Raw genomic sequence first — 21157 nt, 5'->3', positions numbered from 1 at the left:
CACCCCCCTCTGGAGGTTGACATGGAGTCATACGAACGCGAAGCACTGGAAGCGGTGACCACGCGCCCCGTGTACTCCTACCGCACGCTCACGGTCGAACGGATCACCCCTGTTCTGGGGGCGGAGATCTCGGGCGTCGACCTGTCGCGGGACATTCCGGCGGAGCAACTGGAGGAGATCCGGGTCGCCTTCCGCGACCACCATGTCCTCGTCTTCCGGGATCAGACGATCACCGCCGAGCACCACAAGCGCTTCGCCGCCGCCTTCGGCGAACCGCGCCCCGTCAACCCGCCGCCGCCCGAGGGCGATCCGTGCATTCTGGAGATCCGCACGACGTCGGCCGCGGCGGACGTGGCGGGCAACGGCTGGCACGCGGACGGCACAGCCGACGCCGAACCGTCACTGGGGTCGATGCTCTACATCACCGAGATACCCGAGCCGGGATGCGGCGGCGACACCCTGTTCGCCAACATGCACCTCGCCTACGGCATGCTCTCACCGGCCATGCGTGCCCTGCTGGACCCGCTGACCGCGATACACGACGGCGCGCAGGCCCTGGCGGGATACACACCGCCCGCGGACTACGTCATCCCCAAGAGCGAACACCCGCTCATCGCCCGGCACCCCGAGACCGACCGCAAACTGCTGTACGTCAACAAGGCCTACACCAGCCGCATCCCACAGCTTTCCGCCGACGAGAGCCGGGCCGTGCTCGACGTGCTCTTCGACATCATCGCGCGCAGGCCCGTCCTGCACTGCCGCGTCCGCTGGACCCCGGGCACGCTGGTCTTCTGGGACAACCGGTGCGTCCAGCACCACGCGACGTACGACTACTACCCCTACGCCCGCTACGGCCAGCGCGTCGCCATCAACGGCGGCCCCGTCAAGGGCTGATGTCCTGAACAGGCAAGGCGTCGTACACAAACCCCCGTCCCGCGTACGACGCCTCACCGCGCTGCCTGAGGTGTGCCGTTCCGGATCGAACTCCAGGACCCGCTGGAGCCGGACGTTCTTGCCCGAGCGGTCCCGGAAGTTCCGCATGAACGCCTTCCCTTCAACATCGCAGCTGTGACCGGGCCCCGGACGAGAGCCGAAGCAGATGCTCGCCATCGGTAGGGCGCTGATGGCCGGGCCCCGGATATCGGTGCCGGTCGAGCCGTCCATGAGCCTGTCGCCCAGAGGGTCATGGCATCGCCATGGAGAAAGGCCGGGTCTCGACGCGCGGAGCCTCCGCACGGCTCAGTCACGGCTCCCAGGTGCGGGAGATCCATCCGGGCCTGTGCCGCGAGCTCCCTGGACCGGGCCAGCCACCCGGCCAGCACCTCGAACAGTTCCCTGCCCGTCGAGTGTCCACGTGGGTGGCTGCTACGCCGCGGCCAAACAACGGCGTCCGGTGGGCCGTGACGAAGCCCGCCGGCTCCGCGCCTCAGGAGCGCGGGCCTGTAGCCAGGGCCTGCCCGACACCGCCCTGGGTACTAGCGCGACACTTCGATCTCTCTAGAAGAGCATGCGATCCGCCGTTGTATGAAGACCGCGTGATGCGGCAGCCGCGCATCGCATACTTTGGCTGCACTCTCGCCTTACAGCCAAAGCATTCTCCACTTCTGCCGACGCTGGCGTATCACTTCACGGGCACTTTCATTCTGAACAGTTTCTCTGCATTTCGGAACGCAATCTTTTCCTTGTCTTCGCGTGGCAAATCGACTCCGCGGAACCAGTCGGTCTGCTCCTTTATGTCCGCGAACGGGTAGTCGGTTGCGAACATCACTCGATCCACGCTTATGTACTTCAGCAGGAGATCGAGCAGTTCGGTCTGGGGGAATGCGCTGGTTGTGACCCAGAAGTTGTCCTGGAAGTATTGCTCGATGGGCTTCTCGAGCGACTCTTTGGTCGGCTCGCCCATGTCATTGGCGATCCGCTTGTAGTAGAAAGGAAGACCTTCGCCCATGTGGCCGATGATGATTTTTAGTTTGGGGAATCTGTCGAAAACCCCGTACGCGATCATCCGAATGCATTGGGTCAGCACTTCCTGGTGCCAGCCATATCCAGACCCACTGAAAATGTAGTCTTGGTACTCTTCCGTGTATTTAGACCGTGTGGTGCTGTAGTAGATCTTGAAGACCTCGTCAGCTGGATAGCCGGGATGCAGGTAGATCGGCACATCGAGAGCAACGGCACGTGCCAGCAGAGGCTCGAAATCGGGATGATCGAGATACTTCTTCGCAATGTGTCCGTTGGTCAGTGCGCCCAAAAAGCCATCTTCCCGAACCGAGCGTTCCAGTTCGTCCGCCGCCGCCTCCGGGCTCTGCAAGGGCAAGGTGGCGAAAGCCTTGAAGCGGCCCGGATATTTGGCGATTGGCCCGTCTACAAGTTGCCGGTTAAGACGATAGGCAAGGTCGATGCCCCTTTGCCCAGGGACATTTTGTACGGAGGGTGTATGAGCAGAGAGGATTTGAACGTTGAGTCCCCCTGCATCCATATCGTCGATGCGGCGTTGGCCTAGATCCGAAAGACCAGTTTCCTCAAGGAACGCTATGTGATCCTGATTGATGGAGTTCAGCTTCAACAACGTGGGAGTCGAAAAGGTCTCCTCCGTGCCGATGAAGGGCAGGTCCTGGTCCCGCCGTGAAATCTCCGAAGTCTTGTCCGAAGTCTTGTCCGAAGTCTCGTTCTCGCTCGCTTCCGAGACAATGGCGTACGTGGACAAGCCGGCACCAATGCCAAGTGCCGTGCTGGCGGTTAGAAAGCCGCGGCGTCCCATGGGCTTCATGTCAGTCCCTCTCTTCAGGCGTTTGTGTGGTGAGGTATCCGTACGGCATCCGTCTGCGAGATGCTTCAGGTGGTCTTCGCGTCCTGCTCGCGCACCGCGGCAGCGCTCAGGTCGAGGAACCGCTCGCCGGTGCGCAGCGGCTGTCGTGGAGCTGACGACCGCCCGCGTACGCGCTGTGCGGGCCGGCCGCGGCGGACCCCGCACTGTTGTCGGCGTGTGACCCCGCATGCGGCGACAGGGAACGCCGCCGCCAGCGCCCTGGTGGCCGCCTCGAACCGCAACCGGCCGGGCTGCGCTTTCCCCGATGGTGCTGCGTCGACTGCCATCACTGGCCTCCTGCATACGGGTTGCATCGCTTATCTGGACGCTTACTTCCTACCGAGCGAACCTGAGACGACTGTTAATGCGGTGCTCAGGCCGGTTGGCCGAACCATGTGCCCGGCGCACGCACCAGCGTGGTGGCGGCGAAGTCCTGCCCGGTAGGCAAGGCCCGGGCGACACAGCCGTCGGGCCGGATGAGCAACGCGTCGACGTCCACCCGGTCCGTGCGGGCGGTGACGGTGTCGACCCGTCCGATCCACGCGGCCGCGGCGTCGCGGACCTCCGCGCGGTCGACGAGGTCGAGCAGGAGCCCAACGCCCCTCACGCAGCAGGTCCGCCGACCGGGTCACCGCGGTGACGACGTCCGGGTCGGACCGCTCCAGCGTCACCTTCATGTCCGGGCACAGGGTGCCGACGAACCGGTGGTCGTCGCCCCGGTCGTACCGGACGTCCATGCCGGCGACGTACCGGCGGGCGTCGTCGACGTCCATCAGGTCGGAGAACACCTCCCACAGCGCCCTCGTCTGCGGGTCGGGGCGCATCAGGGCGATCTGGGCCCGGGTGTTCTGCAGCAGGCGCGCCGCGAACGGATGCCGTTCGGTGGTGTACGTGTCGAGGATGTCCTCGCCGACCCAGCCGCACACCACGGCCGCGAGCTTCCAGCCGAGGTTGCCGCGTCGACGATAACGACGTTGAGGCCTGGCCGCCGACCGGTGCGTACACGTGGGCCGCGTCCCCGGCCAGCAGGACCCGGCCTGTCCGGTACGTGGTCGCCTGCCGCGGGGTGTCGATCCAGCGGGTGCCGGACGACATCGTGGTGATCGTGACAGCGGTGCCGCTCACCCGCCGGATGCCGTCCTGCAATTCCTCGACGGTGAGCGGCTCGACCTGCCGCGGCGGGCCGTCGAACTCCACTGTGGACATCCGGCTCACCCCCGAGCCCGTGCACGTACACGCCGTGCGCGCGTAGTGAAATCCTGGCCGCGGCTTCTCCTGGTCCACCATGTCGACCACTGCCATCCGACCGGTGACGGTCGCGTCGGTGCCGGCAGAGTCGAAGCCCGCGAGCCCGCGGCGTTGCTGCCCGCGCCGTCGCAGCCGACGAGGTACCGTGCGCCGAGTTCCCGCACGCCGCCGGTGGTCCGGACCTCGACGGTGACCGCGTGGTCGTCCTGCCGGATCCCGACCACCTCCTGCTCGCGGCGCACCTCGACGCGAGCCCGGTGGCGTGCCGGTGCAGGATCGCCTCCAGGTCGGGCTGCTCGATCCGGACCCGTCGCCGGTCCGGATCGGTGCGCCGGGTCGGGTCGAGCCCAGCGTCGAAAGCCCTGATGGGGGAGCGACTGAGCGGTCCGTAGCATCGCGCGCAGCCTGCGGCGTCGTTAGAGGTCTCACCCATTGGGGTGGGACAGAGGGAGTGCCGAGCCCCCGAATTCAGGGTGAAGGCCATGGAAGCGGTGTAGCACCTGGATTGCAGCCGTGAAGAACTCCCCGGCGTATGGGGCGCGGAACGTTCAGATAGTGGTGGCGGGAACTGGAGAGACCCTCCCCGGCCCGGTGTGCTGCGGATGCGCGCCGGAGCGTCGAGTCCTATAACCGGTCAACCCGGGAAGGGGACGTGACCGTCGTGCCGGGAGGGAGTCGGAGGCGGCCGTAGTACCGGTTGAGCCGAGCGGACAATATAACCGCCGGTGAGTGAAGGGCCGCTGCTTCGTCGATGCGAACTGCTGATGAAGGGGTGCCCGGTGAGTGCCGTTTCGGCTAGAGGGCGTGTACCGAAAGCGCCGGTCACAGCCACCCGTTGCTCTGAGGCAGGGGTAAACCGCTACTTCAGCGGTGGATGTGGCGAGTACGGTGTGGCTGCGGCCGGTGATCGCGTGCAGCGGCGGCTCACGGAGACAGACGCGCGGACGCGAAGGAGCGGATGGTGCCGGGCGCTGTACTGCGAGGGGTGACTCTGGACTGTGCCGACCCGCGGACGCTGGCGGGCTTCTACGGTGCACTGACCGGGATGCGCGAACTCTTCAGTGCGGACGAGTTCGTCGCTCTGACGGACGACTCCGGCTGTGATCTGGGATTCCAGAGGGTTGACGGATACCGGGCTCCGCAGTGGCCGGGTCAGGACGTGCCACAACAGTTCCACCTGGATTTCCGCGCTGACAACCTCGATGCGATGGAAGAGCTGGCTCTGGAACTCGGCGCGGCCAAACCGGACCATCAGCCCGGCGGCGGACGCTGGCGGGTACTCCTGGATCCGGCTGGCCACCCCTTCTGCCTGACGTCTTCCTGACATCACCGGCGTTGACAGGTATCCCCCATCAGACGCCGTAGCGCTCAGGCTTGGGCGAGCAGTTCATCAGCTGCGGCCGTCTCGGAGTGGGCATGGCGTCAGATGTGCTGGTCACAGCCATGGTTGCCTCGTAGCGGACCGCGAGTCTGGCGAGCATGGCCAGGGTGACCCAGCGAGACCACGAGGTGAAGAGGCGGAGTTGGTGCTCGTCCAGTCCGGCCAAACCCTTTCCTGACTGGAAGGTCTCTTCCACCCGCCATCTTGATCCGGCGACGCGCACCAGGGTGGCCAGGGCCGGCATCCAGGAACCGGCCGATCATGCGGGCGGCCAGGTCCGGCTCGGTCGCGAAGACGGTGTCCTCGCCCAGGCCCGCGGCCCGGCAGCGGTCCGGGTCCGCGGTCCACGAGCGCGGGATGTACAACTCACGGTCCACCGCGTGCCCGCGCCCTCCCGGCGACCTGCGCGTTCTCGATCCTCCCGGCGGTTCCGGTGTGCTGGCGCTGGAGCCGGACGGTGTGCGTGCCCTTCTTCACGTCCCCGGTTTCGTCGACCACCAGCACCGCATCTCTCGTCGTGCGGATGCTCCAGCACGTACTCACGCACGTCATCACGTACACGGTCGGCATCCCCCCGGGCCCGGCCGAGCAGTTGCTGCACGCCCTCCGGGCTCGCCTCCCTGGCCTATTCGGTGATCGACCAGCACCTCTTGCGCGGCCGGTCCGAGAGCAGCCCCAACACCAAGTCCTTCACCCGGCGCCGGGGCTCAACCCTCGCGAACCGCCCGCTATCCGGCCCATCAGGGCCTCGAACGCCTCCTGCCAGCGGGCAGGGTCTACGCTGCGACCTGCGGTCACAACATGATCTTCAGTCTTCACGCACCGATGATCGGCGGTGGCCGCGACCTTTCCACGGTCGGTCCACGAGCGCGATCAATGTCTACGGCTGGGGCGCTAAGAACGGGTACGGCACAGTTCCTGACCCACGAGTGTGATCATGGCCTGCTGGGTGTCCTGTCCGCCCTCACTGGTGACGTACACCACGGCGGTCCGGGTCCCGTCTCGGGTGGCGCCGCCCCAGGTGACATAGCCGAGGAGTTCGCCCCGGTGGCCGAAGTAGCTGCCGCCACAGGGCAACGGGATCTCGGCCAGACCGAGTCCATACCTCACGCCCAGTTCGGGCGCGAGCTTGGTGGTCGTCATCTCGTCGAGCTGCGCCGGAGCCAGCAGACGGCCCCCGAGCAGCGCGGCGTAGAACCGGTTCAGGTCGTGCGCGGTGCTGATGACCGAGCCGGAGCCAACGGCCATACTGGAGTTGAGCACCGTGACGTCGATGCCGGTGCCGGTGCCGGTGCCGAACGTGGCGTAGCCCTGGGCGTGCCGGCCCAGGATGAACGGGAAGGGGCCGGGCGTACTGGTGTCCCTCAGGCCCAGCGGGCGGATGATCCGGTCCTTCACCTCCCGTGCCCAACTCCGGCCGGTGACCTTGTGGATGATCATCGCGGCGAGAATGTAGTTGGTGTTGGAGTACGACCAGCCGGCGCCCGGGGAGAACTTGGCAGGGTGCCGCATCGCCAGACCCACCAACTCCTCTGGGGTGTACGTGCGGAACCGCTCGGCCCGATAGCCGTCCGCGCTTTTCAACGCGGATATCTCCTGCCCGACATCAGGGATGCCGCTGGTGTGCTGCAGCAGCTGCCGCACGGTGATCTGGCTGCCGTCGTTGTCGTTGCCCCGGACCACTCCCGGCAGCCACTGCTCGACGGTGTCTTCCAGGGACATTCGCCCCTCACCGATGAGTTGCAGCACAACCGTGGCGGTGAAGGTCTTGGTGGCACTGCCGATCCGGAACCTGCCGTCCCGCGGCATCGGCCTCCTTGTGTTCATCGCGGCCGTCCCAGCGTACGCGCTGTCGCGTGCGTCCCGTGACGTCACCTCGGCGTGCACACCGACCACCCCAGTGTCGTGGATCGCCTCCACCTGCCGTTGAAGCGGATCGGCCGGCGGCGGCTTCGCCGCCGCCGTGGACACCGTCGATACGGCGAGGACGGCTGTAGTCAGGCTGGTCAGGACGAGCAGGCCTCGCCGACGCCTTCTTAACCCATGCATGACGACCCCTTCTCTGCTGAGGTTGTACGCGAGTTCAGGGACCGCTCAGGCTGTGGCCTGCGACTGTGTCGCCCCCGGGGCCGGCGGTCGACAACCATCCCACCAGCGGAGGGGGGATCGCCCCATCCGGCTTTCCCCCTGGCGTACCGATGCGCTGTCCTCAGGGCGGTGACGGGGGTTACCCCCCTTAAGACGCCGCTTCCTATGGCGTGATCAACCGTCGCTGGCGTATGAGGGAACTCGTGGAGTGGTGCCCTGCCAGGGGTCACTGGGCGGTCCACAACCACTATCAAGTCATGCATGCTGCATGGCATCGTGCAGTATGCATGATGAGCAGCGTCTAGCTAACCTGCTCGGAGCCACAGCTCTAGCCTTGGTTGATCTGACACTGGGCGAGGCGACCAAAGCAGCCGGCGTGAGTAGCAGTAGTGCGGCGGCTCTCGTGAGTTTGGCCGCGCACCCGGGCGTCAGTGTGACTGAGTTGGGGAGACGCGTTGGACTGACACAACCCGCTGCGGCGCGGATGGTGGATTCACTGGAAGCGGACGGTTTGGTGGAGCGGCGCCCGCGCTCGGTCAGTAGCCGCTTGATGGCCGTTCAACCGACTCCGGTAGGCGTGCGCCAGGCAGAGCGGATTCTCCATGCCCGTGGGGGCCCGCTGACTGACCTACTCGCCGACCTCGACGACGACCGGCGTCACCTCGACCGTCTGCTCACCAACCTGCTCACCCGCTTGTATGGGCAGATTGGTCGTGCCCACTACATCTACCGACTGTGTGGCCGCAAGAGTTGCACCACCGGCGCGGAGTGCCCGGTCGGCGAGGCAGAGTGGCTGTGCACCTCCTCAGCGAGTGTCGTTTGCCGATGAGTTCGGATGTCAGTTGAGGGTCGACGCGCTTCTGATTGTCGGTGAGTTTCGATGTCACTCGGGTGTGAGGCAAGGGCAGTGGTAGGTCGTTGGAGAGCGGTCCAGAGTCGGTGACCGCCCTGCAGCAGGTCGAGGCCATCGCGGGGTGGTCGTGCTCTTTGGCGGCATGTTTGACCAGGTACTTGGCGCGCTCGTACGACAGTCGGCCGTGGCCGGTGTGAGGCAGAGGCCGACGTCCCGAGGGTGCGAGGCCGCGTAGCGGCAACAGTTGACCCTGACGCAGGGGCAACCTCTCAGCATGGTGGGCATGACGACGAGAACCAGTGCGATCGAGGTCGCCGGGCTACGCAAGTCGTACGGCGACCACGAGGTAGTCGCCGGAGTCGACCTGACCGTCCCCGCAGGCACCGTCTACGCCCTGCTCGGACCCAACGGGGCCGGCAAGACCACCACAGTCCGGATCCTGTCCACATTGCTGCCCTCAGACGCCGGTGAGGCTCGGGTCGCCGGGTACGACATACGCCGCGAGGCCGACCAGGTGCGTGCGTCGATCGGGGTGACCGGGCAGTTCTCCGCCGTGGACGAGTTACTGACCGGGCGGGAAAATCTGCGGCTGATGGCCGACCTCGGCCACCTCGACCGGCGCCGTGCGGAGAGCGTAGTAGAGCAACTGCTGGAGCGGTTCCACCTGGCTGATGCCGCCGACCGGCGCGCGGGGACGTACTCCGGCGGTATGAAGCGGCGGCTGGACCTGGCGATGACCCTGGTTGCCGGGCCGCGGCTGATCTTTCTCGACGAGCCGACCACCGGCCTGGACCCGCGCAGCCGCCGCGAGCTGTGGGGGATCGTGCGGGAGCTGGTGGCCGACGGGGTCACCGTCTTCCTCACCACCCAGTACCTGGAGGAGGCCGACCAGCTCGCCGACCGGATCGGTGTGCTCGACGGAGGCCGACTGGTCGCCGAGGGCACCGCGGCCGAGCTGAAGCGGCTGGTCCCCGGCGGTCATGTCGAACTTCAGGCCGCCGACAGTGAACGGCTGGCCGAGTTGGCGCGCCGGTTCCCCGAGGCGAACCCGAACGCCGCGGCGCTCACCCTGACCCTGCCGCACGACGGCAGCCTCACCACGCTGCGGCGGCTGTTGGCCGGGATCGACGACGACGCGGTCACCGGGCTCGCCGTGCACACCGCCGGCCTGGATGACGTGTTCCTGGCTCTCACCGACCACTCCACCGCCTACGAATCTCCCGAGGAGGTGCCGGCATGAATACCGCGACGTATGCCGTCCGCGATTCGGCGACCATGCTGCGCCGCAACCTGAAACACATGGCCCGGTACCCGTCGCAGACGCTGATGCTGATCGGCCTGCCGCTGCTGTTCCTGCTGCTGTTCGTCTACGTCTTCGGCGCCACCATGGGCGCCGGTCTGCCCGGAGCCCCGGCGGGGGACCGCGGCGACTACCTGACGTTCATCACTCCCGGGATCTTGGTGATGGCGGTGGCCAGCGTGTCCATCAGCACCGCGGTCTCGGTCGCCACCGACATGACTGGCGGAATCATCGACCGGTTCCGAACCATGGCCATCGCCAAGGTCTCGGTGCTCACCGGCCACGTGCTGGGCGCGATGGTCCAGACTGCGCTGGCACTCGCAACGGTCTTTGGCGTCGCGTTCCTGCTCGGTCTGGAGACCGCCGCCTCGGCGATGCAGTGGTTGGGCCTGATCGGTCTGCTCGCGCTGCTGTCGTTCGCGATGACCTGGTTCACCGTGGCGCTCGGGCTGGCCAGCCCGAACCCGGAGGCCGCGAGCAACTGGCCGATGATCTTCATCATTCTGCCGTTCGTGGGCAGCGGGTTCGTGCCGGTCGAGTCGATGCCGACCGGGCTGCGGTGGTTCGCCGAGTACCAGCCGTTCACGCCGATCATGAACGCTTTCCGCGGTCTGCTGGCCGGATCGCCCGATGGTTCGGACATGCTCTGGGCCCTCGGCTGGTGTGTGGTGATCGGGCTGGTCGGCTACCTCTGGTCGCGGCGTCTCTACCGGACCCGGGCTGCGAACTAGGAGACTGCTCTGATGCTGACCATCGGCGAGCTGGCGTCGTACGCCGGAGTGACGGTGCGCGCGGTGCGGCACTATCACGCCAAGGGGCTGCTGCCGGAACCGGAGCGGGACCACTCCGGCTATCGGAGGTATGGCGCCGACGCCGTGGTCGAGTTGGTCAAGATCCGGACCCTCGCCGAGGCCGGGGTCCCTCTGGCGCGCGTGCGGGAGCTGCTCCAGGCAAACGAGGAGGAGTTCGCCGCGGCAGTCGCAGATATCGACAAGCGGCTGCGGGCGGAGATCCGGGAGCGGCAGCGGCACCGCGAGCGGATCGCCCGCCTCGCCGCCGGGGACAGCCTGGCACTGCCCCAGGAGGTGGTCGAGTACCTTGACCGGCTGCGGGCGCTCGGAGTCGACGAACGGATCGTCCAGGTCGAGCGCGACGGCTGGATCCCGCTGGCCGCGCGTTCACCCGAGCGAGTTTCGGAGTGGATGGCACGCAAGCGGGAGCAGATCACCGACCCGCAGATCATCGACTTCTATCTCACCTTGAGCCAGGCTCTCGACCGCAGCGACGACGACCTGCGGCTGGTCGAACTGGCCGACAAGCTGGCCACCTACATCACACAGGTGGCCGACGAGCAGGGCGAGTTCTACGTCGACGACACCGGCATCGAGCCACCGTTCGCCGAGTTGCTGGATACACATGTGTTCGACACTCTGCCGCCGGCCCGTCGGCTGATCGAGCTGCTCAAGAATCGAGGCTGGACCGGCTGGACCAAGCTTGAGCGCGTGAACCCAGCACGGGGTATGGCCGGAACGCGGCAGGCAGACGCTGCGGTGCGGCGATTCCAGGGTGAGTTGTGACCGCGGGCGGGGTTCTGCTGGGCAAGGGCGCCAGCGACGGCGGGTCCGTCAGAGCGGTCGTCTGGTGGTTCTCGAGTGTGGGGTCAGAGTGTGACAACCTGCCCGGCGCGGGCTTTGGTATGGGCAAGGCGGTAGGAGTCCGTGCCGGTCTCGATGATGGCCGCGTCGAAGGAGGGCCGGTCGACGATGGCCGTGCAGAGCCGTGGATCTGTGAACGTCTTCGTCCATCCAAATGGGGCTGGCACTTGTTCCCCGCGAGGAGTCTGCCCTGTCACCTGGCCGTAGGCGGGTCCTGGGCGTCTCTTTGATTGTCTCGCTGACAGCATGCTTTTGAAGGCGCTACCTTCATTCATCAGGTGCGAGGAAGGTGTGCCCGATGGTGGAGTCGCGTCTGCGGGTGATCGGGGGCCGAGCAGTCCCTGACCTGCCAGCTGCCCTGGACCCGTGGGAGTTCCAGGCGTTATGTGTGGAAGCGTTCGTGGCCTCCTGGCGGGCCCGCGGGTTCAGCCCGGTGACCATCGAGAACGACACCGGCCTGCTGGAGCGGACGCTGCAAGCCCTGGGCCGGCCCGCTTGGGACGTCACTCCTGAGGACATCGACCGCGTGGTCGGCGGCTTGGCGGTGGACGGGCGTGCCCCGTCCACCCGCCGTGGCTATGTCCAGATCTTCAAGGGCTTCCACCGGTTCCTGCAGGCCCGCAAGGCCGTGGAGATCGAGGCCGCGTTCGGGATCCGGCTGGTCTGCCCGGTCGACGAGTTCAACGCCTCGCGCCATGTCGGCGACGACTCGCCAGCTCTGCTGCCGCCACCGACCCCGGAGCGCGTCGAGGAGTTCTTCGCCTTCCTCAAGGCCCGCATCGCCACCGCCCGCAAGTACGCACCCGCCGCCCGCGACTATGCGCTGTTCCGGACGCTGTATCACGCCGGCCTGCGCTCGGACGAGGCAGCGCGCCTGGACCGCCCCGATGTCCACTTCGACCGCGGCCCGTTCGGGAAACTGCACGTGCGCTTCGGCAAGGGCGCCCGCACCTCCGAGCCGCGGCCGCGTTGGGTGCCCATGCTCGACCAGTTGGACCTGGTCCTGCACTGGTTCCTGGACGACGTGCGCGGCAAGTTCCCCGACTCGCCCGCGCTGTTCGCCGACGAGTCCGGCGGCCACCTCCACCAGGGCACCGTCCGCAACCGGCTGCGCTATCTGATGGAACTCGAAGGCCGCCCGTCCGCAGTCCGCTTCAGCCCACATGCCCTGCGCCGGGCCTGCGCGACCCACAACTACGAACGCGGCGTGGACCTGGTGGCCATCCAGCAACTCCTCGGTCACTGGACCGTCAGTTCAACCATGCGATACGTCCGGCCCTCGGCCACGTTCATCGAGGACGCCTATCGCCGTGCGGTGACCAGCACCCTCAGCGAGCTCACCGGAGAGGATCCCGCGTCGTGAACATCAAGTGGAAGCTGCGGATCGCCGCCGCCCAGCGCGAGGTCTGGACCGGCGCCCAACTGCGGCGGCTCCTGGCCGAACGGGCCGGCCTGGAGCTGTCCTCAGCATCGGTGTCGGCGCTGTTCACCAAGGAGCCCTCGCAGGTGAAGATGTCGACCCTGGCCGCGCTGTGCACCGCGCTCGAATGCTCCCCCAACGACCTGATCGAAGTCGACACCACCCCCGTCCAACGCCCCGCCACCCCCGCCCGACCAGCAGCTGAGCTGCCCCGGGCCGCCTCAGCCACCGGCCGGTCCATGCCTCCGATCTGACGCGAACGGGGACGGAGCGACGATGGGCATGCGACAGCGGGATTGCGTCGGCTGCGGGGCGTCGGTCGGGATCATCGGCCGGGACTACTGCTGCCGCTGCACCGCCCGGCTCAAGGACGAAGCCACCCGAACACCCTGCCCGACCTGCCGAAAGTCACGGGTCCTGCAGAAAGACACCGGACGGTGCATCAACTGCTCGCGGACCTGCACCACCTGCGGCCGGCCGGTGCGCTCTCCGGCCGCCACCAGCTGCGGGGCCTGTCGGCGGGAAGCCGAGCGAGTCGCCGCCAAACGGACCTGCCCGCGCTGCCAGCGGCCCGGCTTCCTGCAGACCGCCACCGGCTGGTGCGGCCACTGCTCACGCGTCCGCCAGCCCAAGCAGCCACCGCGTGCGTGCGCCGGGTGCGGCCAGGTGCGACGCCATGCCGGACTGGGACTGTGCTCGGCCTGCTGGCAGAAGCACCCCGACCGGCCGTTCATCACCGCCGCCAACCTGCAAGAACGACTCACCGACCCGCCGCCGTGGCTGGGCGACTTCGCCGGCCACCTCGCCGCCCGGCACTGCGCCAGCTGGGCCTGCACCATGATCAGCGCTCTCGGTCGGCTCCTGGAGGACGAACACCCCAATCATCCGCAGGCTCTCCTGGAGCGTGCTCGTCGCCCCGGCCGCTCGATGGGCTCCCTCGCCCGCGCGCTGGAGGACTTCTTCACCCAGCGCGCCCTGGCGCTGCCGACCGACCACGCCGACCAGCTAGCGGCCGGCCGCCGCCGACGCCGCATCGAAGCCGCCCCGCTGCCGCTGCGGCCCCAGATCCAGGCGTTCTCCGACGCACTGCTGCGAGCACGTGAACGTGCCCTGCGCGCCGGGACCCTGCCGCGCGCCGACATCACCATCGAGGCGACCCTGGCCATCGTCCGCGACCTCGCCCGCTTCCTGGCCGACCAGAGCGGCAAACTCGACTGGGCCCTGGCCGACGTCCACGACATCGAAGCGTTCCTGGCCACCCGGCCCAAGGCCCGCCAGCGCCGACTGACCGTACTGCGGCAGTACTTCCGCTTCGCCCGCTCTGGCAAAGTCGTCCTCGTCGACCCCACCCGCGGTCTGAAGGCGAAAGGCCCGTCCGGGTTCAGCGGCGCCACCGTCGCCGTCGACCAGCAGCGCCAGCTGTTCCGCCGCTGGACCACCACCACCGACGCCCACCCCCACGAGGCCTTCCTCGGAATGCTGGCCCTCCTGCACGCGGCCTCCAGCAGCGAAGTGCGAAACCTGCGCGTGGACGACATCGAGCCGATCAACCGCACCGTCCAACTGGGCAAACGCCCGCATCCGGTGCCGATGGACCCGGCCAGCTGGTCGGTATTACAACGCTGTCTGGCCCACCGCGAGAGCCAGCGCACCGACAACCCCCACGTGATCGTCACGAAGATCACCAAATCCGGCCGGTCCGCGGCATCGACTGCCTATGTCAGTCACATCATGGACCCCTGCGGTGTTCCGCCCCGGACGCTGCGGTGCACCCGTCTGGCCGACCTGGTGAACACCCTCGACCCGAAGCTCGTCGCCGCGGTCCTTGGCATGGACCCCGAAGGCGTCATGATCTACCTTGCCGACCATGTCGAGGCTGGACGCCTCCCCGAACAGCGTGAACGGAGACACTGAGGTGCGACACCTGACGTACGTGTTCGCCCTTGGAGCACTGCACCGAGGGAAGGAGATCGAGCAGTTCCTCGGCGGCATCGAGCGCGACGGCCGCCAAGGCGTTCGCTGGATTGCCATCAGCCCCGACCGCTCGGGCGTCACCGTCTATCTCAGCGAAGTCGTGGACGCCGGCACCGACACGTTCCACGACGTCACCGAGTTCCCGCCCCTGGACCCGGACGAAGAGAGCTGGGGACGGGAAATCGCCGTCCTGGCGACTCCCGAGGAAGCCCTCCAGGTGGCCGTTCAGGAGCTCGGAGCGGATCCCGGACGCTGGGTCAATCAGGGCATTGTGTGCGACGAATACCGTGACTTCCGGATCGCTCGTAAAGCCCAGAGTCCGATGCAACCGTGACCTCGCGTCAGGCTCGGCATTGCCTCGGAATGTGGTCAGGCCTGGTCGACCTCGTCGAGCGCCACGAGCAGTTCGTCGACAAGTGCGTGGTGCTGTTCCCGTTCGCCATTGCGCGCCGGAGTGGCGAGGACCAGCGTCTTTGCCAGACCAAGGTCTCCCGACCCAGCGCCCAGCAGTTCGCGGGTGACAACGATGGAGTCCATCACGCCGATGCCACGCGCGCTGAGCATCGACTGGATCGCTGACATCTCCGTGCCTGTCGCCAGCAGGGGGCGGAGCTCGTCGGTCAAGGCCGAGAGCCGGATGGCCCGTTCGGCGTCGAGTCCAGAGAGTGCCATCGCTCAGCTCCCGTCCTTTGCCGGTACGGGTTCGTCCGCAGTGTCGGCCATGACGAGGCCAGCGCTGACGGCCTGCCTGTCGTCGATCCCGACATGCCGCAGGAAGGCCCAACGGTCCAGCTGAGTGCATGCCCAGTTGGGATCGTATGCCGCGGTGGGCAGCTGGGGGATGCGCTTGCGGCCCGTTTCGTCCAACCGATACGGCTCCTCGAATGCGGTGTTCCACGCTTGGACAGCGGGGGTGTACCGCTCTCGGGCCTCTTCAGCACTGATATCCAGGTAGGCCGCGACCTGTGCCCAGGAGCTGCCGCGTTCGACTTCGTAGACGACGGCCGAGTTCAGAGTCCGCTCAGCTAGTTCGATGAGCTGTTGGGCTTGGCTGACGCGACCGGCGAGTCCGGTATCAACATCGTTTCGAGTACCCACCAGCCCGGCGGCGCTGTCCGCCACCTCTGTGGCGTGGTCGGCAAGTACGAGCCGGGCCAGTCCTTCACGGGAGTACGCGGATCGGTCATGGTCGTAGGGGGTCGGCTCGCTCATGAGGGACAGAGTTCCATGTCCACGTGTTCTGCGGGTACTGAGTATTCACGGCCGACTACCCCATGAACGGGCCGATTCACCACAAGGCGGGAACCTGCCTTGTTTCGGCGCTGCCTGGCACAGGTTCGGCGGAACATGTGCGCTTTTCCGAAACTCTCGTTGGAGGCGATGGCGACGCTGTTCTTCTCCCCGCGTTCGGTCAGGACCTGGAACAGCAGCTCAGCGCCCCGGCGGTCAAGTTCCATAGACCCTAATTCGTCAGTACAGAGGAGATCGACGCGTCTGTAGCGGGCGATCGTCTTGGTCAGCAGCCTCTCGTCGGCCGCCTCGACGAACTCGTTCACGAGCTTGGTGGCGAGGGTGTAGCGGACCCGGTAGCCCTTCATCGCGGCCTCCGTGCCCAGCGCAATCAGGAGATGCGATTTCCCGGTGCCCGAGTCGCCGATCAGGCAGAGAGCCTTTCCTTTCCTGACCCACTCACAGGTGGCGAGCGTGTTTATCGTTGCAGCGTCAACGTTGGGGTTGGCGTCGAAGTCGAAGGCCCGCAGTGACTTCTCGCGGGGGAAGGCCGCGGCCTTGATGCGCCGTTCCGAGCGCCTGCGGGCCTGGTCGTCGCACTCGGCCAGCAGCAGCTCGGCGAGGAAGCCCTTGTAGGACATCTGTTCCCGAGACGCGGCATCGGCGAGGTCAGAGAACTGGCTCCGGATGGTGGGCAGCCGCAGCATCCGGCATGCCTGGTCGATGGCGGTGTCGGCGCCTTGTTCGCTCAAGCCGCGATGGTGTTGGGCACCCACGAGGCTTCTCCCTGGCTGGCGGTGTCACCGACCTGGCGGCGGTGTCGTAACAGCTGGTCGTAGGGGGCCACCGAGGGCCGCGGCCGGGTATCGGGCGGCAGATGGGACACCCGCCAGTCGGCCAGAAGGGTGACCGCCGCCCGCGGTGACCTGGTCCGCTCGGGCAGACCTGGGGAGGGCGGAGGTGCGTCGGCCTCCGCTGCCTTGCGGGCCTCCAGAGCAACCGCGTCCGCAGTGAAGGCGCTGGCCCGCAGGGCCGTGGCCAGTCCGGCGACGATGTGCTCGTGGCTCCTGTGGCGGCCCAGCAGCAGGACATCGCTCAGGGCTATGGTGCCGCCCTTGTCGCCGTGGGCTGCCCGGGCCGCGTCCCACCAGTCGTCGTGCACCGGGGTGAACTTGTCTGCGGACTTGGCCTGTTCGAGGGCGGTGGCTCCGAGGAAGACGCCGGGCTTGCGGATCAGTGCCTCCAGGTAGTGGTCCAGCTCCAGGCGCGAGCCGGCCTTGGCACTCAGCCGCTCGTGGCAGGCGACCTCTATGCCCTGGTCGTAGACGATGAGGTGATTGGCGTGCAGCATCACCCGAACCGTCCAGCCGATCAGCCGGACCGGAACCGAGTAGCGGTTGGTCTGGACGGCGATCTGGCTGTAGCGGTCCACCCGCGGAGTGAAGAGCCGGCCCGTCTCGAACAGCTCGGTCGGCAGCGGCTTGAGCAACGGCGCCTCGGCGGCAAGGTACTCGCCGACTGTCCTCGCCCGCGAGCGGATCCTTCGGCCTTCGTCTTCCAGGTCCCACCGGTCGACCATCTCGTTGAGCTCGGCCAGCGAGGCGACCTCGGGAACGAGCACGAAGTGGTTGCGCCGGAAGTACCCGATCTGGCCCTCGACACCGCCCTTATCGTGGGCGCCTTCGAGTCCTGGCCTGCAGTAGAAGCTCTCGATGCCCCAGTAGGTGCGAAACGCAGTCCACCGTTCGCTCTCCTTGCAGTGCCGGGCGAACCCGAGCACCTTGGCGACCGCGGCCTCCACGACCAGACCCGGGACCGTGGTGCTGTACGTGTCCCCCGAGCTCGTGCACCCCTTGGCGCGGAGGGTCGGCGGCCGCGAGATGAGCGGCGATCTGCTCAGCCAACCGTGCCTTGAGCGCCTGCGATAGGGCGGTGCACCCATTCGGGAGGCGAACGGCCAGAGTCCGCGGCCGCGCCTGTGGCCCGGTGTAGCTGACGACCTCCGCGTGGCACTGGTGGACTGTCGGTATTCGAGGGTTGCAGTATTCGCCGTAGAGCGAGCAGTTCCGTACCCGGCTCGGTCACGTCAGCGGTGACAAGGTGCAAAGCTCTCGCCGCAACGGGCGCTGTCCGCGCGAAGACGCCGGATCAAGAAGAAGACCGACCTCTTGCGGTGAACCCGCGCCGGCCGCCCGCGCTCCGGTGCGGGCCTTCGCCTTCTGTCACCGCGCCGAACGCCCCCTCCCGGCAGCGGCAATCCCGCGCGGCAGAAGGCTCATCCGGCGCTACGAGGTTCACGGCGCCGGTACGGCACCGATCTGCTGCATCACCCCGAGGAGATCGGGCTGGCCCCGTTCGCCGACGATCCGGCCGTCGGCCAGGTAGTAGAAGTTCATGGCCTGCACCGAGATCTTGTTGCCGCTCGCCGGGATCCCGAAGAATTCACCGTCGTGGGTTCCCCGCATGGTGAAACGCGCGGCCACAGTGTCGCCTTCGGTGACCGTCTCCTCCAGCGTCCACTGAACGTCGGGGAAGGCGCTGCGCATCATCCCGATGACTTCCATGTACCCATCGGGCCCCCGCAGTGGTTCCGGGTGGCTTGGCGCGTGGAACACCGCGTCCGGAGAAATGACCTCGCGGGCGAGATCCTCGTTGCCCGTGTTGATGAACTCGACGAAACGGTTCATCACTGACTCGGTGGACTGCGACGGCATCTTGCTGTGCCTCTCCAGAGACGTTTGGGCGGGTACCTGCGAGCGTAACATCGAATCGATGTTCACATCGATTCGATGTTCGCGTGCGAAGATGGACTCATGCTGGAACTCGCGATACTCGGCTTCCTCGCCGAGGGACCCCTGCCTGGACACGAGCTGCGGCGCCGCATCTCACAGCTGACCGGCTATACGCGGCCGGTCAGTGACGGCAGCCTGTATCCGGCGATCAATCGTCTGACCAAGGCGGGCTTGATCGAGCGGCGCGCCGACCCGGCCGCGGGGGCGGCCCGGTACGTGCTCAGCCTGACCGCGGCCGGACGGGCCGAAATGCTTCAGCGCCTGCGCAGGCCCGCCGACCACGAGATCACCGACTTCACCCGGTTCTACGTCGTCCTGGCGTTCCTCTCCCACCTGCCCGACGTGGCCGAACAGCACGCGGTGCTGCGCAGACGGCTGGAGTTCCTGGAAGAACCGGCGAGCTTCTTCTACGACAACGAGCGGCCCCTGCGTGCCGAGGAGATCGCCGACCCCTACCGGCGGGGCATGCTGCTCACCGCCCGCGCCACCAGCCGCGCCGAACGGACCTGGCTGCGCGAGACCCTCGGGGAGGAACCGCCCGCATTCGACACCGCATGCACCGACAGCGATCCACATGCGCCCGCCGCTCCCGCGAGCTGATTGTCCACGGAGGTACCCCCATGCTTGCATCCTGGTACGACGACCAGGGACCCGCCGCCGATGTCCTGCACGTCGGTGAACTCCCTGATCCCGTCCCCGGCCCCGGCGAGGTCCGCCTCCGCGTCACCGTCTCGGGCGTCAACCCCGGCGACACCAAGAAGCGGCGCGGCTGGCTCGGCTCGTCCATGCCCTACCCGCGAGTGATCCCGCACAGCGACGCCGCCGGAGTCATCGACGCCGTGGGCGCCCAAGTCGACAACCGCCGCGTCGGACAACGGGTCTGGGTATACGGCGCCCAGTCCTACCGCCCCTTCGGCACCGCCGCCCAGTACACCGTCGTACCCGACCACCAGGCCGTATTCCTGCCCGACCACCTCAGTGACGAGCTGGGCGCGAGCCTCGGCATCCCCGGCATCACCGCTCACCGCACCGTCTTCGCCGACGGCCCGGTCGACGGCCAACTGGTCCTGGTCCACGGAGTTCTCGGCGGCGTCGGCTCCCTGGCCGCCCAGCTCGCCCACTGGGCCGGCGCCACCGTGCTCGCCACCGTCCGCCGCACCGCCGACCTCGACCGCGTCGACCCGACCGTGGTCTCCCACGCCATCGCCCTGGACACCGGCGACCCCGCCGCAGCCATCCGCGCGTACGTGCCGCGGGGCGTCGACCGGATCATCGAGGTCGCGCTGTCCGACAACGCCGATCTCGACAACGCCGTCGCCGCCAACAACGCCGTCATCGCCGCCTACGCCACCCGCTCGGACCGCACCGAGATCCCCTTCTGGCCCCTGCTGTTCAACAACGTCACCCTGCGGCTGCTCGGCAGCGACGACTTCCCCGCCGAGGCCAAGCGCCAGGCCGCCCGCGACCTCACCTCCGCCGCCGCCGTCGGCGCCCTCACCGTCGCCGTCGGCGACCGTTACCCGCTGGACGACATCGCCAAGGCCCACGACCACGTCGACGCCGGCGGTGGCCACGGCCGCATCCTGCTCACCATCCCCCAATAGCGCAGCCCCTGCTCAACTGCTAGCGCTGTGGAGCGGCCCGTCGCGCTGCCAAGTAATCGGACCAGTTCCCGCTGGCGAGGGTGGCTCAGCGTTCGGCTGTCTTGGGGTGGATGCCGAGTAGGTCGGCGATGACCATGGGCGGCAGGTCTACCAAGGCGTCCATCATGGCGGTGTTCCGTGCAGCGCGGGCAGGCAGACCGTGGTGTCTCAAGGTGTCGGCGAGGCCGAGGGGGTTGCGCGGGCCTCCAGGGCTGTGACCGGGCAAGAGGTATCTGCACCCGGCCGTGTTGCTGTGCCGGGCTGTGCTGCAGCTGATCGTCGATGAGGCGGGCGAGCTTCAGCGGGAGCACGAAGGGGTGGTGGTTGACCGTCAGGTAGGTATGCCCCTGGTCGTGGCGAATGTGGTCGTCGCTGACTTCGACGATGCGGGTCAGGGGGAGGGCGTAGAGGCGGACGAGAGCAACCGCGACGCGGACCTCCAGGGGCAACGCGGTGTCGTTGAAGCTGGTGCCTCCGGCATCCTGCGCACGAAGTCGGGTTGCCGGAGGCGTCGTTGCGCTCCAGGCAACCCGGCACGGTCGGCACCCGCTGTAGTCAATGGGGCAGGTCCTTCGAGTTGCTGCCTCCGTATCGCGAGCGAAGACTTCTCGCGGCGGCAACGGGCCAGGCACAGGTAGCGGGCGAACGACTCTTGATACACGCGGACTTCACCCTGCGCCGTCCGCTCGGAGAGCACAGGGGCCAAAACCTTCCGTGCACCGTCGGTCCGGTGCCCCTGTCCGGGGCGACATGCACGAGTTGCT

Annotated in this window: 22 protein-coding genes and 5 pseudogenes; 13 read left to right on the top strand and 14 right to left on the bottom strand. The window is 67.5% G+C overall.

Features of this window, described 5'->3' with window-relative positions:
* The first annotated feature begins 21 nt into the window (after window positions 1–21).
* Both OG718_RS51635 and OG718_RS51630 read left to right on the top strand, forming a co-directional pair.
* Window positions 22–894, top strand: a complete 873-nt coding sequence (locus OG718_RS51635; protein ID WP_143643286.1) for a TauD/TfdA dioxygenase family protein — start codon at window positions 22–24, stop codon at window positions 892–894.
* Between the two features lie 205 nt (window positions 895–1099).
* Complete coding sequence (locus OG718_RS51630) at window positions 1100–1501, top strand: DUF6233 domain-containing protein (protein ID WP_328847566.1); 402 nt, start codon at window positions 1100–1102, stop codon at window positions 1499–1501.
* Between the two features lie 120 nt (window positions 1502–1621).
* On the opposite strand, the gene OG718_RS51625 is transcribed toward OG718_RS51630, so the two are convergent.
* The 6 genes and pseudogenes from OG718_RS51625 to OG718_RS54545 form a co-directional block, all read right to left on the bottom strand.
* Window positions 1622–2770, bottom strand: coding sequence for an amidohydrolase family protein (locus OG718_RS51625; RefSeq protein WP_328847565.1), 1149 nt, complete (start codon window positions 2768–2770; stop codon window positions 1622–1624).
* 65 nt (window positions 2771–2835) lie between these two features.
* The gene (locus tag OG718_RS51620; RefSeq protein WP_328847564.1) at window positions 2836–3096 is read right to left on the bottom strand and encodes a hypothetical protein; all 261 of its coding nucleotides are present in this window, start codon (window positions 3094–3096) and stop codon (window positions 2836–2838) included.
* 86 nt (window positions 3097–3182) lie between these two features.
* Window positions 3183–3416, bottom strand: coding sequence for an aromatic-ring hydroxylase C-terminal domain-containing protein (locus OG718_RS51615; protein ID WP_328847563.1), 234 nt, complete (start codon window positions 3414–3416; stop codon window positions 3183–3185).
* A 247-nt stretch (window positions 3417–3663) separates the two neighbouring features.
* A pseudogene (locus tag OG718_RS54555) lies at window positions 3664–3921 on the bottom strand (FAD-dependent monooxygenase); the annotation flags it as partial.
* Window positions 3851–4015: pseudogene (locus OG718_RS54550) on the bottom strand (FAD-dependent oxidoreductase); the annotation flags it as partial. The pseudogenes OG718_RS54555 and OG718_RS54550, both read right to left, overlap by 71 nt.
* Before the next feature lie 5 nt (window positions 4016–4020).
* The gene (locus OG718_RS54545) at window positions 4021–4452 is read right to left on the bottom strand and encodes an FAD-dependent monooxygenase (protein ID WP_443055310.1); all 432 of its coding nucleotides are present in this window, start codon (window positions 4450–4452) and stop codon (window positions 4021–4023) included.
* A gap of 563 nt (window positions 4453–5015) precedes the next feature.
* Here OG718_RS54545 and OG718_RS51605 point away from each other — a divergent pair.
* Window positions 5016–5381 carry a VOC family protein gene (locus OG718_RS51605; protein WP_443055309.1) on the top strand — a complete coding sequence of 122 codons (366 nt, stop codon included), beginning with the start codon at window positions 5016–5018 and terminating at the stop codon, window positions 5379–5381.
* A 148-nt stretch (window positions 5382–5529) separates the two neighbouring features.
* Here the strand turns inward: OG718_RS51605 and OG718_RS51600 are convergent.
* Window positions 5530–6204 (bottom strand): annotated as a pseudogene (locus OG718_RS51600) (IS701 family transposase); the annotation flags it as partial.
* 128 nt (window positions 6205–6332) lie between these two features.
* Window positions 6333–7487, bottom strand: coding sequence for a serine hydrolase domain-containing protein (locus tag OG718_RS51595; RefSeq protein ID WP_328847562.1), 1155 nt, complete (start codon window positions 7485–7487; stop codon window positions 6333–6335).
* A 307-nt stretch (window positions 7488–7794) separates the two neighbouring features.
* Between OG718_RS51595 and OG718_RS54540 the strand changes: the two are divergent.
* From OG718_RS54540 to OG718_RS51580, 4 genes and pseudogenes are all read left to right on the top strand, one after another.
* Window positions 7795–8049, top strand: a pseudogene (locus OG718_RS54540) (MarR family transcriptional regulator); the annotation flags it as partial.
* 613 nt (window positions 8050–8662) lie between these two features.
* Window positions 8663–9619 (top strand): ATP-binding cassette domain-containing protein, encoded by a 957-nt coding sequence (locus OG718_RS51590; RefSeq protein WP_328847561.1) that lies wholly within the window; start codon window positions 8663–8665, stop codon window positions 9617–9619.
* Window positions 9616–10410 (top strand): ABC transporter permease, encoded by a 795-nt coding sequence (locus tag OG718_RS51585; protein WP_306942888.1) that lies wholly within the window; start codon window positions 9616–9618, stop codon window positions 10408–10410. Before OG718_RS51590 ends, OG718_RS51585 begins: the two co-directional genes overlap by 4 nt.
* A gap of 12 nt (window positions 10411–10422) precedes the next feature.
* A complete protein-coding gene (locus tag OG718_RS51580; RefSeq protein WP_328847559.1) occupies window positions 10423–11256 on the top strand; it encodes a MerR family transcriptional regulator in 834 nt (277 codons plus the stop codon).
* 83 nt (window positions 11257–11339) lie between these two features.
* On the opposite strand, the pseudogene OG718_RS51575 reads toward OG718_RS51580, so the two are convergent.
* A pseudogene (locus OG718_RS51575) lies at window positions 11340–11486 on the bottom strand (ATP-binding protein); the annotation flags it as partial.
* A 146-nt stretch (window positions 11487–11632) separates the two neighbouring features.
* Here OG718_RS51575 and OG718_RS51570 point away from each other — a divergent pair.
* The 4 genes from OG718_RS51570 (at window position 11633) to OG718_RS51555 (ending at window position 15062) form a co-directional block, all read left to right on the top strand.
* Entirely contained in the window at window positions 11633–12697 is a 1065-nt protein-coding gene (locus tag OG718_RS51570) for a tyrosine-type recombinase/integrase (protein ID WP_328847558.1), read from the top strand.
* Window positions 12694–13008: a helix-turn-helix domain-containing protein gene (locus OG718_RS51565; protein WP_328847557.1), complete on the top strand. Its 315-nt coding sequence runs from the start codon at window positions 12694–12696 to the stop codon at window positions 13006–13008. Before OG718_RS51570 ends, OG718_RS51565 begins: the two co-directional genes overlap by 4 nt.
* A 412-nt stretch (window positions 13009–13420) precedes the next feature.
* Window positions 13421–14668, top strand: a complete 1248-nt coding sequence (locus tag OG718_RS51560; protein WP_328847556.1) for a tyrosine-type recombinase/integrase — start codon at window positions 13421–13423, stop codon at window positions 14666–14668.
* Window position 14669: 1 nt separating this feature from the next.
* Window positions 14670–15062, top strand: coding sequence for a hypothetical protein (locus OG718_RS51555; protein WP_328847555.1), 393 nt, complete (start codon window positions 14670–14672; stop codon window positions 15060–15062).
* Between the two features lie 35 nt (window positions 15063–15097).
* On the opposite strand, the gene OG718_RS51550 is transcribed toward OG718_RS51555, so the two are convergent.
* The 5 genes from OG718_RS51550 to OG718_RS51530 all read right to left on the bottom strand — a co-directional run bounded on the left by OG718_RS51550 (window position 15098) and on the right by OG718_RS51530 (window position 18738).
* Window positions 15098–15400 carry a hypothetical protein gene (locus tag OG718_RS51550; protein ID WP_328847554.1) on the bottom strand — a complete coding sequence of 101 codons (303 nt, stop codon included), beginning with the start codon at window positions 15398–15400 and terminating at the stop codon, window positions 15098–15100.
* A gap of 3 nt (window positions 15401–15403) precedes the next feature.
* The gene (locus OG718_RS51545; RefSeq protein ID WP_328847553.1) at window positions 15404–15940 is read right to left on the bottom strand and encodes a hypothetical protein; all 537 of its coding nucleotides are present in this window, start codon (window positions 15938–15940) and stop codon (window positions 15404–15406) included.
* The gene (locus OG718_RS51540; RefSeq protein ID WP_328847552.1) at window positions 15937–16734 is read right to left on the bottom strand and encodes an ATP-binding protein; all 798 of its coding nucleotides are present in this window, start codon (window positions 16732–16734) and stop codon (window positions 15937–15939) included. Before OG718_RS51540 ends, OG718_RS51545 begins: the two co-directional genes overlap by 4 nt.
* Window positions 16707–17900, bottom strand: coding sequence for a Mu transposase domain-containing protein (locus OG718_RS51535; RefSeq protein ID WP_328847551.1), 1194 nt, complete (start codon window positions 17898–17900; stop codon window positions 16707–16709). Before OG718_RS51535 ends, OG718_RS51540 begins: the two co-directional genes overlap by 28 nt.
* A 352-nt stretch (window positions 17901–18252) precedes the next feature.
* Complete coding sequence (locus OG718_RS51530) at window positions 18253–18738, bottom strand: ester cyclase (RefSeq protein ID WP_230529430.1); 486 nt, start codon at window positions 18736–18738, stop codon at window positions 18253–18255.
* Window positions 18739–18771: 33 nt separating this feature from the next.
* On the opposite strand from OG718_RS51530, the gene OG718_RS51525 reads away from it, so the two are divergent.
* Both OG718_RS51525 and OG718_RS51520 read left to right on the top strand, forming a co-directional pair.
* Window positions 18772–19350 carry a PadR family transcriptional regulator gene (locus OG718_RS51525; protein WP_328847550.1) on the top strand — a complete coding sequence of 193 codons (579 nt, stop codon included), beginning with the start codon at window positions 18772–18774 and terminating at the stop codon, window positions 19348–19350.
* Between the two features lie 20 nt (window positions 19351–19370).
* Window positions 19371–20354, top strand: a complete 984-nt coding sequence (locus OG718_RS51520) for an NADPH:quinone reductase (protein ID WP_328847548.1) — start codon at window positions 19371–19373, stop codon at window positions 20352–20354.
* Window positions 20355–21157 lie beyond the last annotated feature (803 nt).

The sequence above is a fragment of the Streptomyces sp. NBC_00258 genome, assembly GCF_036182465.1.
In the GTDB taxonomy this organism is placed as follows: domain Bacteria; phylum Actinomycetota; class Actinomycetes; order Streptomycetales; family Streptomycetaceae; genus Streptomyces.
Note: the sequence above shows the minus strand (reverse complement) of the source record. Positions and strands in the feature narration are given on the sequence as shown.

Excerpts from the sequence above, each read along its gene's own strand:
- OG718_RS51525 (WP_328847550.1), top strand. The coding sequence starts at position 18,772 with ATGCTGGAACTCGCGATACTCGGCTTCCTCGCCGAGGGACCCCTGCCT.
- OG718_RS51550 (WP_328847554.1), bottom strand. The coding sequence starts at position 15,400 with ATGGCACTCTCTGGACTCGACGCCGAACGGGCCATCCGGCTCTCGGCC.
- OG718_RS51595 (WP_328847562.1), bottom strand. The coding sequence starts at position 7,487 with ATGCATGGGTTAAGAAGGCGTCGGCGAGGCCTGCTCGTCCTGACCAGC.
- OG718_RS51590 (WP_328847561.1), top strand. The coding sequence starts at position 8,663 with ATGACGACGAGAACCAGTGCGATCGAGGTCGCCGGGCTACGCAAGTCG.
- OG718_RS51520 (WP_328847548.1), top strand. The coding sequence starts at position 19,371 with ATGCTTGCATCCTGGTACGACGACCAGGGACCCGCCGCCGATGTCCTG.
- OG718_RS51630 (WP_328847566.1), top strand. The coding sequence starts at position 1,100 with ATGCTCGCCATCGGTAGGGCGCTGATGGCCGGGCCCCGGATATCGGTG.
- OG718_RS51570 (WP_328847558.1), top strand. The coding sequence starts at position 11,633 with ATGGTGGAGTCGCGTCTGCGGGTGATCGGGGGCCGAGCAGTCCCTGAC.
- OG718_RS54545 (WP_443055310.1), bottom strand. The coding sequence starts at position 4,452 with ATGCTACGGACCGCTCAGTCGCTCCCCCATCAGGGCTTTCGACGCTGG.
- OG718_RS51625 (WP_328847565.1), bottom strand. The coding sequence starts at position 2,770 with ATGAAGCCCATGGGACGCCGCGGCTTTCTAACCGCCAGCACGGCACTT.
- OG718_RS51620 (WP_328847564.1), bottom strand. The coding sequence starts at position 3,096 with ATGGCAGTCGACGCAGCACCATCGGGGAAAGCGCAGCCCGGCCGGTTG.
- OG718_RS51535 (WP_328847551.1), bottom strand. The coding sequence starts at position 17,900 with ATGGGTGCACCGCCCTATCGCAGGCGCTCAAGGCACGGTTGGCTGAGC.
- OG718_RS51580 (WP_328847559.1), top strand. The coding sequence starts at position 10,423 with ATGCTGACCATCGGCGAGCTGGCGTCGTACGCCGGAGTGACGGTGCGC.
- OG718_RS51545 (WP_328847553.1), bottom strand. The coding sequence starts at position 15,940 with ATGAGCGAGCCGACCCCCTACGACCATGACCGATCCGCGTACTCCCGT.
- OG718_RS51635 (WP_143643286.1), top strand. The coding sequence starts at position 22 with ATGGAGTCATACGAACGCGAAGCACTGGAAGCGGTGACCACGCGCCCC.
- OG718_RS51585 (WP_306942888.1), top strand. The coding sequence starts at position 9,616 with ATGAATACCGCGACGTATGCCGTCCGCGATTCGGCGACCATGCTGCGC.
- OG718_RS51605 (WP_443055309.1), top strand. The coding sequence starts at position 5,016 with ATGGTGCCGGGCGCTGTACTGCGAGGGGTGACTCTGGACTGTGCCGAC.